The 15,739-nt window shown below is 60.4% G+C and carries 13 protein-coding genes (1 of these 13 only partly in view); 10 read left to right on the top strand and 3 right to left on the bottom strand.

Annotation, left to right across the window (positions count from 1 at the left end):
- Positions 1 to 25: 25 nt before the first annotated feature.
- A complete protein-coding gene (locus IE127_RS18625; RefSeq protein WP_189427305.1) occupies positions 26 to 397 on the top strand; it encodes a hypothetical protein in 372 nt (123 codons plus the stop codon).
- Positions 398 to 451: 54 nt separating this feature from the next.
- On the opposite strand, the gene efp is transcribed toward IE127_RS18625, so the two are convergent.
- Positions 452 to 1,024: an elongation factor P gene (gene efp / locus IE127_RS18620; RefSeq protein WP_244640351.1), complete on the bottom strand. Its 573-nt coding sequence runs from the start codon at positions 1,022 to 1,024 to the stop codon at positions 452 to 454.
- Positions 1,025 to 1,166: 142 nt separating this feature from the next.
- On the opposite strand from efp, the gene epmA reads away from it, so the two are divergent.
- Together epmA and IE127_RS18610 are read left to right on the top strand one after the other, a co-directional pair.
- A complete protein-coding gene (gene epmA, locus IE127_RS18615; protein WP_189427303.1) occupies positions 1,167 to 2,231 on the top strand; it encodes an EF-P lysine aminoacylase EpmA in 1,065 nt (354 codons plus the stop codon).
- Entirely contained in the window at positions 2,228 to 3,286 is a 1,059-nt protein-coding gene (locus tag IE127_RS18610; RefSeq protein ID WP_189427302.1) for a lysine-2,3-aminomutase-like protein, read from the top strand. The genes epmA and IE127_RS18610 overlap by 4 nt, the downstream gene beginning before the upstream one ends.
- Here the strand turns inward: IE127_RS18610 and ubiG are convergent.
- The gene (ubiG, locus tag IE127_RS18605) at positions 3,283 to 4,020 is read right to left on the bottom strand and encodes a bifunctional 2-polyprenyl-6-hydroxyphenol methylase/3-demethylubiquinol 3-O-methyltransferase UbiG (protein ID WP_189427301.1); all 738 of its coding nucleotides are present in this window, start codon (positions 4,018 to 4,020) and stop codon (positions 3,283 to 3,285) included. The genes IE127_RS18610 and ubiG overlap by 4 nt on opposite strands.
- 164 nt (positions 4,021 to 4,184) lie before the next feature.
- Between ubiG and IE127_RS18600 the strand changes: the two genes are divergently transcribed.
- From IE127_RS18600 to IE127_RS18570, 7 genes are all read left to right on the top strand, one after another.
- Positions 4,185 to 5,450 (top strand): aspartate kinase, encoded by a 1,266-nt coding sequence (locus IE127_RS18600; RefSeq protein ID WP_189427300.1) that lies wholly within the window; start codon positions 4,185 to 4,187, stop codon positions 5,448 to 5,450.
- A gap of 65 nt (positions 5,451 to 5,515) precedes the next feature.
- Positions 5,516 to 7,780 (top strand): phosphoenolpyruvate--protein phosphotransferase, encoded by a 2,265-nt coding sequence (gene ptsP / locus IE127_RS18595; protein ID WP_189427299.1) that lies wholly within the window; start codon positions 5,516 to 5,518, stop codon positions 7,778 to 7,780.
- Between the two features lie 62 nt (positions 7,781 to 7,842).
- Positions 7,843 to 8,919, top strand: a complete 1,077-nt coding sequence (prfA, locus tag IE127_RS18590; protein ID WP_189427298.1) for a peptide chain release factor 1 — start codon at positions 7,843 to 7,845, stop codon at positions 8,917 to 8,919.
- Between the two features lie 2 nt (positions 8,920 to 8,921).
- Positions 8,922 to 9,776 carry a peptide chain release factor N(5)-glutamine methyltransferase gene (prmC, locus tag IE127_RS18585; RefSeq protein ID WP_189427297.1) on the top strand — a complete coding sequence of 285 codons (855 nt, stop codon included), beginning with the start codon at positions 8,922 to 8,924 and terminating at the stop codon, positions 9,774 to 9,776.
- 335 nt (positions 9,777 to 10,111) lie between these two features.
- Complete coding sequence (locus IE127_RS18580; protein ID WP_189427296.1) at positions 10,112 to 10,801, top strand: DUF4167 domain-containing protein; 690 nt, start codon at positions 10,112 to 10,114, stop codon at positions 10,799 to 10,801.
- 202 nt (positions 10,802 to 11,003) lie between these two features.
- Entirely contained in the window at positions 11,004 to 13,622 is a 2,619-nt protein-coding gene (clpB, locus tag IE127_RS18575) for an ATP-dependent chaperone ClpB (RefSeq protein ID WP_189427295.1), read from the top strand.
- Between the two features lie 111 nt (positions 13,623 to 13,733).
- Positions 13,734 to 14,078 (top strand): VOC family protein, encoded by a 345-nt coding sequence (locus IE127_RS18570; protein ID WP_210310554.1) that lies wholly within the window; start codon positions 13,734 to 13,736, stop codon positions 14,076 to 14,078.
- Between the two features lie 30 nt (positions 14,079 to 14,108).
- Here IE127_RS18570 and IE127_RS18565 read toward each other — a convergent pair whose 3' ends face one another.
- Positions 14,109 to 15,739 carry the 3' portion of a M23 family metallopeptidase gene (locus tag IE127_RS18565; RefSeq protein WP_189427294.1) on the bottom strand. Its footprint extends 262 nt past the window's final position, so the window shows 1,631 of its 1,893 coding nt (coding positions 263–1,893); its start codon lies beyond the right edge, outside the window; the stop codon is at positions 14,109 to 14,111.

The raw sequence follows: 15,739 nt of genomic DNA, 5'->3' as shown, positions 1-15,739 counted from the left end.
GACAGCAGCTCATGGAGGACATGACATGGAATCTCTTCCCAAAGACATTCGCAACGGCATGAAGGTCTATGACAGCGAAGATCACGAGATCGGGACTGTCGAGGACTACCAGTTCAGCGACGAGGATCCCAATCAGCCTGGGCCCGAAACGAGCGCTGCAAGCGTTGACCAACGTGAGCCGGATACGCTGATCAATACGTTGGGGCGCGCATTTGCGCCGACCGATCAATTGTCCTCGGAAGTCCAGGAGCGGCTGATGCGCGAGGGCTTCATCCGTCTCGATGCCGATGGACTGTTCGCAGCAGATCGCTACATCACCCCCGACCAGATTGGCTCCGTCACCGGAGACCGCGTGGTGTTGAACGTCAAGAAGTCAGACCTGATGAAGGCTGAATAAAAAAAGGGCCGCCAGTTCACCTGGCGGCCCTTTTTACATGTCGAGCACTAGGACTCAGTCCTTGGCGCGTTCGACATACGAATTATCCGCAGTCATCACCACAACGCGCGTACCTACAGCGATATGTGGGGGCACCATGGTCTTGACGCCGTTCTCGAGAATCGCGGGCTTGTAGGAGCTCGCGGCGGTCTGTCCCTTGACGACAGGTTCCGTCTCGACAACTTCCAGCGACACGCGCTGTGGCAGTTCGATCGAGATGGCGACGCCGTTATAGGTCGACACCATGAGATTAGTGCTTTCCTTCAAATACGGCTTCTGGTCGCCCACAACGTCCTCGGTGACCACGATCTGCTCGTAGTTTTCCGGGTTCATGAAGTGGAAACCTTCACCGTCCTCGTAGAGGAACGTGTACTCACGGTCGTCCACAATGGCGCGCTCGACCTGTTCTGTGGTGCGCCAGCGCTCGGACACCTTGGTGCCGTCAGAAATGCGGCGCATGTCCACCTGGGTCACCGGAGTGCCCTTGCCGGGGTGGAAGTTCTGGGCGGTCAGGACAACGTAGAGCTGGTCGTTGACTTCGACGACGTTGCCCTTGCGCAGCGATGAAGCGATGACCTTCACTAGCAAGTTCCTTGTTTGATCGATATGGGCATCGTAGAAGCCGGCTGAACGACCCTGCGACGCGAAACTGGTTTTCGATGCCGCAACTATCGCATATCGGGGCGTTTGCACAGTCCCGTGCGCGGTTTCAGCTAATTGGGGCCAGTCGATGAGTTTACAGTCGCAGCCGCCCGCCTCGGCATGGTGGGACAGGCAAGTGCATGCGGATCGGCGCCCGTTTCTGGTCGGGCGCAGCAGACTTAAATCTGCAATGCGCAGCTGGTTCGATGCTGAAGGCTTCATCGAGACTGATGTCGCAGCGCTCGCGGTTTCGCCCGGCAACGAGGCGCATCTGCATGGCTTCGCCACTGACCTGGTCGGCTATGACGGGCAAACTCAGCTTCTATACCTGCACACCTCGCCGGAATTCGCCTGCAAGAAACTGCTCAGCGCCGGTGAGGAACGGATCTATTTCCTTGGGCCGGTTTGGCGAAATCGCGAGCGGGGGCCGCTCCATCACCCCGAGTTCACCATGGCAGAATGGTACAGGGCCGGTGAGGACTATCAGGTGATCACGAACGATGTCGTCGCTCTGATCCGCGTGGCTTCAGAGACAACCGGGATCAAGACCTTCAGCTACAACGAGCAAAGTTGCGATCCGTTCGCTGAGCCTGAGCGGCTTGGCGTCGTCGAGGCCTTCGAGCGTTTGGCTGCAATCGATCTTGCATGTTCTCTCGGTGAAGATGGCGAGACGGACCGCGAAGCGCTCGCGGCAGAGGCACGTTCCGCCGGTATCCGGGTGGCCGATGACGATGGCTGGGCTGATATCTTCAGCAGGGTTCTGGTCGAGCGGGTGGAGCCCCACCTCGGTGTCGGTCGTCCGACTATTCTTGATCGATACCCCTCAGCGGAAGCCGCTTTGGCACGGCCGCTGGCGGGAGATTTGCGCCTGTCCGAGCGCTTTGAAGTCTATTGCTGCGGGGTCGAAATGGCGAACGGATTCGGCGAACTGACCAACCCGGCGACGCAACGGACGCGTTTTGAGCAGGAAATGTTGGAAAAGCAGCGGGTCTACGGAGAGCGGTATCCAATCGACGAGGATTTTCTCGCAGCCTTATCATGTATGCCCGCAGCCAGCGGCGTGGCGCTCGGCTTTGATCGCCTGGCGATGCTGGCCACTGGAGCACGCCGGATCGATGATATCCTGTGGGCGCCAGTCCCTGAGGCACGATGACGATGTCGACAGTTCTCAGATCGACAGGTGATCTGGTCGCGGCGGGTCTGGTTACCAAGACGCTTGCCGAAAGCCTCGAGCCGGTCGCGGCGCGCTATGTCACGGCAATTACGCCCCATATCGCCGGGTTGATCGACAGAGACGATCCGGATGACCCGATTGCGCTGCAATATGTGCCGGATGCAAGGGAACTCCAGCGAACGATTGATGAGATGGCTGACCCGATTGGCGATCTCAGCCATTCTCCGGTCGAGGGCATCGTTCACCGCTATCCAGACCGGGTGCTCTTGAAGGCCGTTCATGTCTGCCCGGTCTATTGCCGATTCTGCTTTCGGCGCGAGATGGTCGGGCCGGATGGTCTCGGCACTTTGTCAGCTGGTGCGCTTGATGCCGCCTTCGCCTATATCGACGCTCACCCCGAAATCTGGGAAGTGATCCTGACCGGCGGTGACCCGCTGGTGTTGTCGCCACGGCGGCTTGCGGTGCTGCTGGAGCGGCTTTCGGACATTACTCATGTGCGTGTGCTGCGCATCCATACGCGACTGCCTGTGGTCGATCCCGAGGCAGTGACGGCGCAACTCGTCGATGCGCTCTCCGGCAGCGGCAAGGCGGTTTACGTGGCGATCCACGCCAACCATCCGCGCGAATTGACGCCGGATCTGCATGCAGCATGCGCGCGCATGAAAGCTGCTGGTATCACGCTCATCAGCCAGTCGGTGCTGTTGCGTGGGGTCAATGATGACGTCGCGGTGTTGGCCGATCTCATGCGTGGGTTTGTCGAAGCCGGTGTGAAACCCTATTACCTGCACCACCCCGACCTCGCGCCGGGCACCAGCCATTTTCGTCTGGGGATTGAAGAGGGTCAACGGCTTGTCGCTGATCTGAGAGGCAGGGTGTCGGGCCTCTGCCAGCCCACATATGTCCTCGATATCCCGGGCGGATACGGCAAGACGGATATCGGCGCGCCGGCGGTGCGACCCGCCGGCGAACGCCAACACATCATCACTGATTATCGCGGCGGCGAGCATCTCTACCCGCCAGGCTCAGAAGTCTAGGCGGGGCGCTCCGCCAGGATCATGTAGTTGACGGCCATGTCGCCAGACTTGCGCCACTCATCCGCGATCGGGTTGTAGACGACTCCCGTCTCATCGACTTTGCGCAAGCCGTTGCGGCGCAGAAGGGCTGTGATCTCTTCGGGCGTGAGAAATTTCTTCCACTCGTGCGTGCCGCGCGGCAACCAGCGCAGCACGTATTCCGCGCCGATGATCGCCAGTGCCCAGGCGCGTGCCGTGCGATTGAGCGTTGCCGTGAACATCAGGCCCCCCGGAGCGACGAGGTCGGCGCAGCTCTTCATGTAGAGAGGCACGTCCTCAACATGCTCGACAACTTCCATGTTCAGCACAATATCGAAATGTTCACCCGCGGCGGCGAGGTCCTCGCTGGTCGTTGCACGATAATCGATCTCGAGGCCGGATTGCTCCGCGTGAAGGCTTGCGATCTTCACGTTGCGCTCCGCGGCGTCGATGCCGACCACTTGCGCCCCGAGCCGCGCCATTGGTTCGCAAAGAAGGCCTCCGCCGCACCCGACATCGAGTATGCGAAGCCCCTCGAATGGCTTTAGACTTTGCTCATCGCGTTGGAAATGCCTGATGCCGTTCTCGCGGATATAGCCCAAGCGCACTGGCTGGAACTTATGGATCGGCTTGAACTTGCCGTGCGGGTTCCACCATTCTTCGGCCATCGCCGAGAACTTTGCGATTTCCTCCTGGTTCACGGTTGTGGCTGCCATAAGAACTCCTGTTTGCCGTGCTCGCAGATGCCGCTTCATGCACTACGCATCGCAGGGCCCAGCGGTTCGCGCCGAAAGCATTGATCGGTGCCGGCCTTTGTGGCATGTCGCGCACCGAACGCAAAGTGCGCCGGGGCTTTTCCCGATGCGCCTCGGGGACAAAGATGGCCCGCATCGTTGTGAAGTTTGGTGGCACGTCGGTTGCCACAGTTGAGCGCATTCGTCATGCCGCCCGGCACATTAAGCGCGAAGTCGACGCTGGCAACGAAGTTGCAGTGGTGGTCTCCGCCATGTCCGGCAAGACTAATGAGCTGGTCGGCTGGGTCAATGAAGCCTCGAAGTTTCATGATGCGCGCGAATATGACGCCGTAGTCGCTTCCGGCGAGCAGGTGACCGCAGGGCTTATGGCGATTGTTCTTGCCGACATGGGCATTGAATCCCGTTCGTTCGCCGGCTGGCAGGTTCCGATTCGAACCGATGATGCACATGGCGCAGCCCGCATCGCCGAGATCGACCCGAGTGAACTCGACAAGCGCATGAAGTCCGGTTGGGTGCCGGTGATTACCGGCTTCCAGGGCGTTGCGCCGAGCGGCCGCGTAACAACGCTCGGTCGGGGTGGATCAGATACAAGCGCGGTGGCGGTGGCGGCTGCCGTCGGCGCCGATCGGTGCGACATCTATACGGACGTCGATGGCGTCTACACCACCGATCCGCGAATCGTTTCACGGGCGCGCCGGCTTTCCAAGATCGCCTTCGAGGAGATGCTGGAAATGGCATCGCTCGGGGCCAAGGTCTTGATGATCCGCTCAGTGGAAATGGCGATGGCGCATAAGGTGCGGCTTGTCGTTCGGTCGAGTTTCGAGGATCCGGATGCGCCCCAGATAGGGCCGGACGGGCTGCCGGGCGTTCCCGGCACGCTGGTGTGCGACGAGGATGAGATCATGGAAAAGCAGATCGTTTCGGGCATTACCTTGGCGCGCGGTGAAGCCAAGATCACGTTGCGCGGTGTCAAGGACAAGCCGGGGGTCGCGGCGGCGGTGTTTGGTGCGCTGGCGGACCAATCGATTGTTGTCGACATGATCGTGCAGAACATTGCCGATGACGGGGCATCGACCGATATCACCTTCACGGTGCCCGATTCCGAGTATGACAAGGCCGTCAACGCCATTGAGGGCGCGCGCAGCGCGGTCGATTTCCGGCATCTGACCGGCTCGCGTGGGGGTGCCAAGATCTCGGTTGTGGGCGTTGGTATGCGAAGCCATGCTGGCGTTGCTTCGACGATGTTCCGCGCGATGGCAGACCGCGGCATCAATATCCAGCTGATCACGACGTCCGAGATCAAGACCTCGGTATTGATCGACGATGAATACGCAGAACTTGCGGTTCGCACGCTCCATACGTATTACGGTCTGGATATGAAGGACGCCTGACCGGAGCGGCTTTCGCATCATTCACCGGTCGGGCAGGGGGGCGGCCGGGTGCCGCCGGGAACGAGATGGCCACAGTGATCAGCGGCCCTCGCGTGCTGTTGCGGCAACTGCGCGAGACCATGGCGGAGCCGCTAGCTTCGCAGGAGCGCCTCGACAAGATCGTGAACCTTATCGCCGAGAACATGCAGACCGACGTCTGCTCGTTCTACGTGCTGCGCGACGATGGCGCGCTGGAGCTGTTCGCAACGAAGGGCCTGAAGGCCGAATCCGTACACATGACGACACTGCGGCTGGGCGAGGGCCTTGTCGGCTTGATCGCGGCTGAAGCCGAGCCCTTGCGGCTCGACGATGCGCCCAGTCATCCGGGGTTCGCCTATCGTCCGGAAACGGGTGAAGAACAATACCAGTCCTTCCTTGGCGTGCCGGTGCTCAGGGCGGGCCAGACGCTCGGCGTGCTCGTCGTGCAGAACGCTGAACGCCGGGTCTACGGCGAGGATGAGACCGAGGCGATGCAGACGACGGCGACGATTCTCGCCGAAATGATCGCCACATCGGAATTCGACAATCTCATCAAGCCCGGCTCCGATATCGATCTGCGTCGGCCACGCATGTTCACTGGCGTAAGCCTCACCGAGGGCATCGCGCTCGGCACAGTGGTGCTGCACGATCCGCGCGTCGTCGTGACCAATTTTATCGCGGAAGATACCGACCAGGAGAAGTTCAAGCTCGATCAGGCGCTCGAGCGGATGCGCGGCTCCATCGATGCCATGCTTGACCGCGGTGATATGCAGCCCTCGACCGACCACCGCGAGATCCTCGAGACCTATCGGATGTTCGCCAATGACCGCGGCTGGGTGAACCGTATTACCGAGGCCATTGATAATGGTCTGACGGCAGAAGCTGCGGTCGAGCGTGTACAGAACGACACGCGCGCCCGAATGATGCGCCAGACCGACCCCTATATTCGTGAACGGCTGCATGACCTCGACGATCTGGCCAATCGCCTGCTGCGTGTCCTCACCGGCGACCATCAAGGGATGGGGCGAAATCTGCCGGATAATGCGATTTTGGTGGCCCGCAATATGGGCCCTGCCGAACTGCTCGAATATGATCGCACAAAGCTGCGCGGCATTGCTCTCGAAGAGGGCGGCAGCACTTCGCACGTGGCGATCGTTGCCCGCTCTTTGGGACTGGTGGCTGTCGGGCAGGCCGACTCTATCGTTTCGATGTCTGAAAGCGGCGACGACATCATTCTCGATGGTCAGGCAGGGCAGGTCCATCTGCGTCCGACCCCTGATATCGAGCAGATCTATGTCGACAAGGTCCGGATCAGCGCACGCCGTCAAGCCCATTATGCGGCGCTCAAGTCGAAACCTTCGGTCACGCGTGACGGCACCGAGATCACGCTGCTGCACAATTCAGGGCTGGTAGCGGATCTGCCCATGCTCAATGACACCGGCGCGGCCGGGGTTGGGCTGTTCCGCACCGAACTGCAATTCATGATCGCCTCGCGCCTGCCGCGCCTGCAGGAACAGGTAGATCTCTACGCCGAGGCCATGCGCATCGCCGGCGATCGGCCCCTGGTCTTCCGATTACTGGATATCGGCGGCGACAAGGTGGTGCCGTATCTGCGCGCGACCGCTGAAGAAAACCCGGCCATGGGCTATCGCTCGATCCGGCTTGGCCTTGATCGACCGGGTTTGTTGCGCACCCAGATCAGGGCGCTGCTGATCGCAGCGGCCGGGCGTCCCTTGAAGATCCTCGTGCCGATGGTCACCGAAACGTTCGAGTTCACGCAGACGCGGATCGTCGTCAAGCGTGAGGTCGAGCGTTTGCGCCGGGCGGGTGAACCCGTGCCGGAACGCATTGAGCTCGGCGCGATGGTGGAGGTGCCCTCACTGCTGTTCGAGCTCGATCGTTTATTGCCCGAGACGGATTTCGTCTCGATCGGCTCGAATGACCTGGTGCAGTTCCTCACCGCCGCAGACAGATCGAACCCGCGGGTTTCCCGGGCTTATGATCCAATCGCCTTGCCGCGTCTGCGGGCAATAAAACTCGTGGTCGATGCCGGCCGGCGCTATAATATTCCGGTGACGATGTGCGGCGAACTGGCTGGACGCCCAGTCGAGGCGCTCGCACTGATGGCGATCGGCATGACGCGGCTGTCGATGGGTCCGGGATCGATCGGCCCGATCAAGGAGTTGGTGCTGAACCTCGACCTTGAGCCGGTGCATCAATCGGTCATGGCCGCTCTGACCGACGGGGCCGATGGGGTCGGTATTCGCGATCTGCTCGCCGAGTGGATAGACAAGCAGAACCTGCCGATCTAGCAACTTGATCGACACGACGGCGCAGCCTAAATGCGCTCGCATACTCTTATAACAGGATCGATATGGCGACGCTTCCGCACGACAAACTCGACGCTCTCGAAATGCGCTTCCAATACGTAGAAGCAGCTTTGTCGGGCGGTGCGTCGGCGGACGAGTATGTGAAGCTTTCCAAGGAGCATTCTGACCTCGCCCCGATCGTCGGCCCGATCGGCGAGTACAAGAAAGCCGTGAAGGATCTCGCCGATGCCAGGGCCTTGGCAAAATCTGGCGATCCTGAAATGCGCGAGATGGCTGAACTTGAGATCGAGTCGCTCGAGGATCAGATCGAGGAATTGATCGGGCGCATCCAAGTTCTCCTTCTTCCCAAGGATGCGGCAGACGAAAAGAACATCATCCTTGAAATTCGCGGGGGCACTGGGGGCGACGAGGCGGCTCTGTTCGCCGGCGATCTGCTGCGCATGTATGAACGCTATGCAGCAATACGCGGGTGGAAGCTGACGATCATGGAAGATAGCCCTGGCGAGGCCGGGGGCTTCAAGGAAGTCATCGCCAATATGTCCGGCAAGGGCGTTTACGCGCGCATGAAGTATGAAAGCGGCGTTCATCGCGTACAGCGTGTGCCCGAAACGGAAGCATCGGGCCGGATCCATACATCGGCGGCGACTGTGGCAGTTCTTCCGGAAGTCGAGGACATAGACATCGACATCCGCGCCGAAGATATCCGGATCGATACCATGCGCGCCTCCGGCGCTGGTGGGCAGCACGTCAACACCACCGACTCGGCCGTGCGTATCACCCACTTGCCGACGGGAATCGTCGTGACATCGGCGCAAAAAAGTCAGCATCAGAACCGGGCGATCGCAATGCAGGTTTTGCGTGCCCGCCTGTTTGATGCGCAGGAGGCCGAGCGCAACTCCGCGCGCGCGGAGGCGCGCAAGGGCCAGGTGGGGTCGGGCGACCGTTCCGAACGCATCCGCACCTACAATTTTCCACAGGGGCGCGTAACCGACCACAGGATCAACCTGACCCTTTACAAGCTCGACAAGGTGATGGTGGGCGAAGCGCTTGATGAGTTGATCGATGCGCTGATCACCGAAGATCAGGCCGAACAACTGGCGGCGATGGAAGCGCAAGGCTGACAATGGCGGTGACGCTGGGCGCGATGTGGCGCGCAGGACGTGATCGGCTGGCTGCTGCGGGGATCGAAGGCGCGTCGCGCGACGCGCGCCTGCTTGCCGAGTTTGCGATCGGGTTTGATGCGTTGCAACTTTCGACGCGCGAGCGTGAAGAGGCGCCCGAGCAAGCGACAATTCTCTATAATTCGCTCATCGAAAAGCGCGCCTCCGGCATGCCTGTGGCTCGGCTGACCAATGAGCAATGGTTTTACGGCTTGGCGTTTCAACTCTCCCCTGCCACGCTGGTGCCGCGTCCTGAAACGGAAGCTTTGGTCGATCTGGCGCTGGCAATGCTAGGCGCTCAAGAGGCGCCGCGCTTTCTCGATCTCGGCACCGGCTCCGGATGTATCGGCGTCTCGATTGCTGCGAACCTGCCGCGTGTAACAGGTGTCGCGACAGACTTGAGCGTCGAGGCGCTGCGTGTTGCCGCAGACAATGCGCGCCGCCACGGTGTCGCCGACCGGCTGAAGTTTCTCGAAGGAGAGTGGTTTAGAGCGCTCGACGAATTGCATTCATTCGACCTGATCGTTTCCAACCCGCCCTATATCCAGAGCGATGTCATCACCGGTCTTGCGCGCGAAGTGCGCGAACACGATCCTTTACTCGCGCTTGATGGCGGTACTGACGGTCTTGATGCCTATCGTCAACTTGCCGCTGAAGCCGGCCGGTATCTTCGTCCTCGGGGCAAGCTGGCTGTCGAAATCGGATTCGATCAAGGCGAGGCGGTATCGGCGCTGTTCGAAGAGGCTGGATTCGCCGATGTCATAATCGAAAAAGACCTCGCGGGGCTTGATCGTATCGTGTCGGGCAAACATCTTTAGGGCACGACGACGCGAGTGGCGCATTTTTAGCTTGGAATGAAGCGCCGAAGCATATAGCGTGTCCTTGCTGTCACGGCGCATCATGGGCGCCACGGAGATGGCCCCCTTATCATCATCGGAGTGCCTCACGCAGAAGCGTGAAGACCGGCTAGGCCGCGTGGCGCGTGATGAAAACAACGTTTGGGGGCGTCATTCCGCCGACGGCTTTAAGGTCTTCATGAAGCCAACCAGACCGTTGTGCGGCAGCTAAATGCGCCGCCCGCTCTCGGCCAGACAGGGCATGATCCTGTCCGCCATTTCGTGACGCTTAGTTATACGAGTTACAAAGCGACCAGATGAGACCAAATCAGCAGAACAACAAGAACCGCTCGCGTGGCCGGAACGGTGGACGCAAGCACGTTAATCCCTTGTCCCGTAATTATGAAAGCAACGGGCCGGACGTGAAGGTGCGCGGCAATGCCTCGCATATTGCCGAAAAATACCAGCAACTGGCCCGGGATGCGGTGTCCTCGGGAGATTCGGTAATGGCGGAGAATTATCTCCAGCATGCCGAGCACTATTTCCGGATCGTCATGGCGGCACAGCCGCAGCAGCGCCCTGATTACAATCAGGACAATGACTCCGACGAATCTGAGGACGGCAACGAGACAGCGAACGCTAACTCGAATGTCGGGCATCAGCAGCAGCCTGAGCGGCCTCGGGTGCAAACCGAAGAACAGGCAGAAGCCGCGCCGCAGCCTCAGCCGCGTGCACCGCGCCAGCGCCGGTCTGCCGAGGCGAAAAAGGCCGAGGCCAGCGAGAATCCTCCCGAGGCAGTGGCGGAAGCAAAACCCGCTGATGCTGCAGAGCAGCCACAATCGGCGTCGTCGAGCGATGAAGGTGAAGAGTCTCCGCGCAAGCGGCGTCCGCGCCGTCGGCGGGCTTCATCGGAACCGACTGGCGAAAGCGGCGAAACCTCAAAAGCTGCGGATACCGGGGAACTGCCGGCCTTCATCACATCGGGCAGCCCTGCAGCCGCCGAATAGTACGGCGATATATCCGTTCATGCATCTGAAAGGCTGGGCAATTGCCCGGCCTTTTCGTTGTTGAGGCATCTTTTCGTTTCTTCTTGCCGCCCTATATCCAATGTCGAGAGCGCAAATGCTGCCAAGCAGGTTTGCGCCTGATCAAGGACCGACGTCGCGTTACGTGCTGTTTAGGCGAACCGGCGGGCGGAAAGGAGAGACGATGAATATCGAAAAGTACACAGAGCGGGCACGCGGGTTCATCCAGAGCGCGCAGACCATGGCTCTCGGGCAGGGGCATCAGCAGTTCGCCCCCATTCACCTGTTGAAGGTGCTGCTCGACGATACTGAAGGCATGGCCAGCGGGCTGATCGAGCGCGCCGGCGGCGATCCGCGTATGGCGCGTGCTGAAACTGAAGCCGCCATTAATAAGATTCCCAAAGTGTCGGGCAGCGGCGCCAGCCAGCTATATCTGGGCCGTGAATTGGCGCGGGTATTCGAGACGGCGGAGAGCGCGGCTCAAAAGGCGGGTGATTCTTTCGTCACCGTCGAGCGGTTGCTGCTTGCGCTGGTGATGGAAAAAGACACGGATGCCGGTAAAGTTCTCGCTGCCGCCGGTGTGACGCCGCAGACCCTCAATGCTGCCATTGAGGAGATCCGCAAGGGTCGCACTGCAGACTCGGCATCCGCTGAGAACGCCTACGACGCCCTGAAGAAGTATGCCCGCGATCTGACCGCAGACGTGCGCGCGGGCAAGCTCGACCCGGTGATCGGTCGTGACGAAGAGATTCGCCGCACTATTCAGGTGCTGAGCCGCCGTACGAAGAACAACCCGGTTTTGATTGGCGAGCCAGGGGTCGGCAAAACCGCCATTGCTGAAGGTTTGGCGATCCGGATCGTCAACGGTGACGTGCCGGAATCGCTCAGGAACAAGTCGCTGATGGCGCTCGACATGGGTGCGCTGATCGCCGGTGCCAAATATCGCGGTGAGTTCGAAGAGCGCCTGAAGGCCGTTCTCAGCGAAATTACGGCGGCGGACGGGCAGATCATCTTGTTCATTGATGAGATGCACACGCTTGTCGGCGCGGGTAAGGCAGATGGCGCAATGGACGCCTCGAACCTATTGAAGCCTGCACTCGCCCGGGGCGAACTGCACTGCGTGGGTGCGACAACGCTCGATGAATATCGCAAACACGTTGAAAAGGACGCTGCACTTGCACGTCGTTTCCAGCCGGTATTCGTCGACGAACCAACAGTCGAGGACACGATTTCGGTGCTTCGCGGCCTCAAGGAAAAATACGAGCTGCATCACGGCATCCGCATCTCGGACTCGGCGCTTGTTAGTGCTGCAACGCTTTCCAACCGCTACATTACCGACAGGTTCCTGCCGGACAAGGCCATCGACCTCATGGACGAGGCGGCGGCGCGTCTGCGTATGGCTGTCGATTCCAAGCCAGAGGCTCTCGACGAGCTCGACCGGCGCATCATGCAGCTGAAGATCGAGCGGGAAGCTCTGAAGAAGGAGACCGATGACGCGTCTCGGCAGCGGCTCGAGCGTCTTGAGGGGGATCTGGCGGATCTCGAAGATGAAGCGCAAACCCTTTCAACCAGATGGCTGGCCGAAAAGGAGCGCCTGAGCGGCAGCCAGAAGCTCAAGGAAGAACTCGACAAGGCCCGCAGCGAACTCGAAATTGCGCAGCGGCGCGGTGATCTCGGCCGGGCGGGCGAACTTGCCTACGGTGTCATCCCCGATCTTGAAAAGCGCATCAATGTCGCTGAAGGAGCGGAGGGCGAGTCGGCGGCTGGACCGATGGTCGAAGAAGTCGTGACGCCGACGCACATCGCGCAGGTCGTCTCCCGCTGGACTGGTATTCCGGTGGACCGGATGCTGGAAGGCGAACGCGAGAAGCTGATGCACATGGAAGACACGCTCGGTGCTCGCGTGATCGGACAGGACGAAGCAGTGGCGGCCGTTTCAAAAGCGGTGCGGCGCGCACGTGCCGGTCTTCAGGATCCGAACCGGCCAATCGGCTCGTTCATCTTCCTCGGTCCGACCGGCGTCGGCAAAACCGAGCTGACCAAGTCACTGGCGCAGTTCCTGTTCGACGATGAAACCGCGATGGTGCGGCTCGACATGTCGGAGTTCATGGAGAAGCACTCGGTCGCCCGGTTGATCGGCGCGCCTCCCGGCTATGTTGGCTATGATGAAGGCGGTGTGTTGACCGAGGCTGTGCGGCGTCGGCCCTATCAGGTCGTCTTGTTTGACGAGATCGAAAAGGCGCATCCCGACGTTTTCAACGTCCTGCTGCAGGTGCTTGATGACGGCAGGTTGACGGACGGGCAGGGACGCACTGTCGATTTCAGGAACACGGTTATCATCATGACGTCCAATCTGGGGGCGGAATATCTGGTGAACCTCAATGAAGGCGAGTCGGTTGAACTGGCCCGTGGCAAGGTCCTCGACATCGTGCGTGCGACTTTCCGGCCGGAATTCCTCAACCGGATCGATGAGACGCTTCTGTTCCATCGGCTTGACCGCAGCCATATGGGTGGCATCGTCGACATTCAGCTGGAACGCCTGAAAAAGCTTCTCGAAGAACGGGATATCGATCTTGAACTGACCGAGGGGGCGCGCGCCTGGCTCGCCAATGAAGGCTATGATCCTGCCTACGGTGCGCGCCCGCTCAAGCGGGTGATTCAGCGCGAGGTTCAGGACCGCCTGGCCGATGCTATCCTGTCGGGAGAAGTTGCCGACGGCGATTCCGTTATCGTCGATAGCGGTGCGGAAGGGTTGGTGCTTCGACGCACTGATGCAGAAGCATTGCCGGGTGCGGCGGCCTAAGTCACATCTACGCTGAAAAAATCATTGGCCGGCGAAATCATCGCCGGCCATTTTGTATTTACGCGCTTGTCTCATGCCGCTAGATTGTGAACGAAACAAGAACGGGAGGGCGTGATATTCAAGCTTGACTACCTGGAACTGCCAAGCAGTAATGGCGACGCTACCAGCCGATTTTTGGCTGAGGCTTTCGGATGGGAGCGCATCACTTATGGCCCTGAATATTCAGGAGCGAGCGGCGCCGGCATTGATATCGGTGTCGATTCGTCCGCAGAACGCGTGCCGGTTCCGCTCCCTGTGATCCGCACTGACGATCTTGATACTGCCGAAGCGCGGGTGCGCAAGGCTGGCGGGGTGGTGACGCGGGCACAGTTCGATTTTCCGGGCGGCCGTCGCTTTCACGCGCGGGAGCCTGGTGGCACCGAGTTTGCCGTCTATGTCGATCGTGAGGCTGACTAGGTTCGCGTCGATACAAGGCGAACCCGCTAGCTAGTTCGAGGCAATGGTCATCGGTTGGGCGTCGCGGTTCATCAGGCCATCGACCTGCGCCACCATCTGCTCGAGTTGCGGCCGGTACTGTTCCGGAAGCGCGTTCTCGCGTGGAAGCTTGACGCTCAAGGCGTCGACGAAATTGCCATTGATCTTGATCTCGAAGTGCAGATGAGGACCGGTGGAGTAGCCGGTCGACCCTACATAGCCGATCAACTGGCCCTGGCGCACCCGCACGCCGGGCCGCATGCCTTCGGCAAATCCGCGCATGTGGGCGTACCCGGTTTCGTAGCCATTGACGTGCTCAATCTCGACCTTGTTGCCGTAGCCGGATTGACGTCCGGCAAATGCCACTACGCCGTCGCCGGCCGAATAAATCGGCGTTCCCGATGGTGCTGCAAGATCGGTGCCGGTATGGAGGCGCCTGCTCTTGAAGATCGGGTGCACGCGATAGCCGAAACGAGACGCAACTCGACCGCCGCCCTCGAGCGGGCGGCGCATGAGGAACCTCTTGCCGGTTTCGCCATCCGGTCCGTAATAATCCACTGCCCCGTCAGGCGTGACAAAGCGGTAGAACTTTCGGGTTGTGTCACCGAGCGTCAGCCCGACATAGAGCAGATCCTGGTGGCCTTCCGCATCGGGCTGCGCTTTGAGAATCTCAATTGAATCGCCGGGGGCGATCCTGCGCGTCAGGTCAACATCGTAGGCGTAAAGCGCAACGATGCGCTGGATCGTCTCGTCGGACAGATCGTGCTTGCGACCAGTCTCCCAGATCGAGCGATAAACGGAGGGTAGTGTTGCGACGTTGACCTCTTCGGTGTCCTCGTCGGGGAAATCCATCTCCGGTGGCGCCAGTCCGATGACGTATTTGCCGTTGTCGGTCAAAGCCACCGTCACCGCGTGACGGTCCAAGTCGTTTTGCTGATCGTGCAGATAGATGCTCATACGGTAGGGAATAACGCTATCGGCATTGCGCGCAGGTCCGAACAGAATGCGCAGGCGTGCGCCGCGCGGCAGTTCGATCGAGGGGAAGACGTTGCGCAAGGTGCCGTTGATCGCCTCGATCATCGTGTCGGTGAAGCCGTTGCGCCGGAGCACCTCGACCAATGGGCTCGGTTCCTTGATTGTCAGTATGCGCTCGGTACGTCCGAGCGCCAGACTTTCTGGCGTCGTGGTCTTGGGGACGACAGTCACGTTCTCGGCGATGCCGGAGACGAGCGTGTCGCTTTCGAGATCGCCGATGCCGATCTCGCGCACTGTCGGGCCCATGGATGCATAGGCCATCATCGATCCGGATTCGATGTCTGAGTAGGCGGCTTCGACTGTGGCGCGTACGAAGCGGGCCGCGGCGGCGTCGCCAATTGCGCGGGCAGGCACGAAGCTTGCCGGCATGTCGGACTGGCGCACCATCATCTCGCCCTCGACTTCCGCGCCATAAAGATCCGTGTTGGCTTCGCCGCCCGAGGATGTGCGCTCGGGTTCCAGATCCTGGAGGATCGCGACCGGATCATACCTTGGGACATCCTGCGAAAGCGACGTGGCCGCAGTGGCGAGAGTGGCGCGGATACGAACGAACGGTTCGTTTCGCACAATCACCCGCCCATCCACGACTTCGCGAATGCCGGCTTCGA

The organism is Devosia pacifica (genome assembly GCF_014652635.1).
Taxonomy (GTDB): Bacteria; Pseudomonadota; Alphaproteobacteria; order Rhizobiales; family Devosiaceae; genus Devosia; species Devosia pacifica.
Note: the sequence above shows the minus strand (reverse complement) of the source record. Positions and strands in the feature narration are given on the sequence as shown.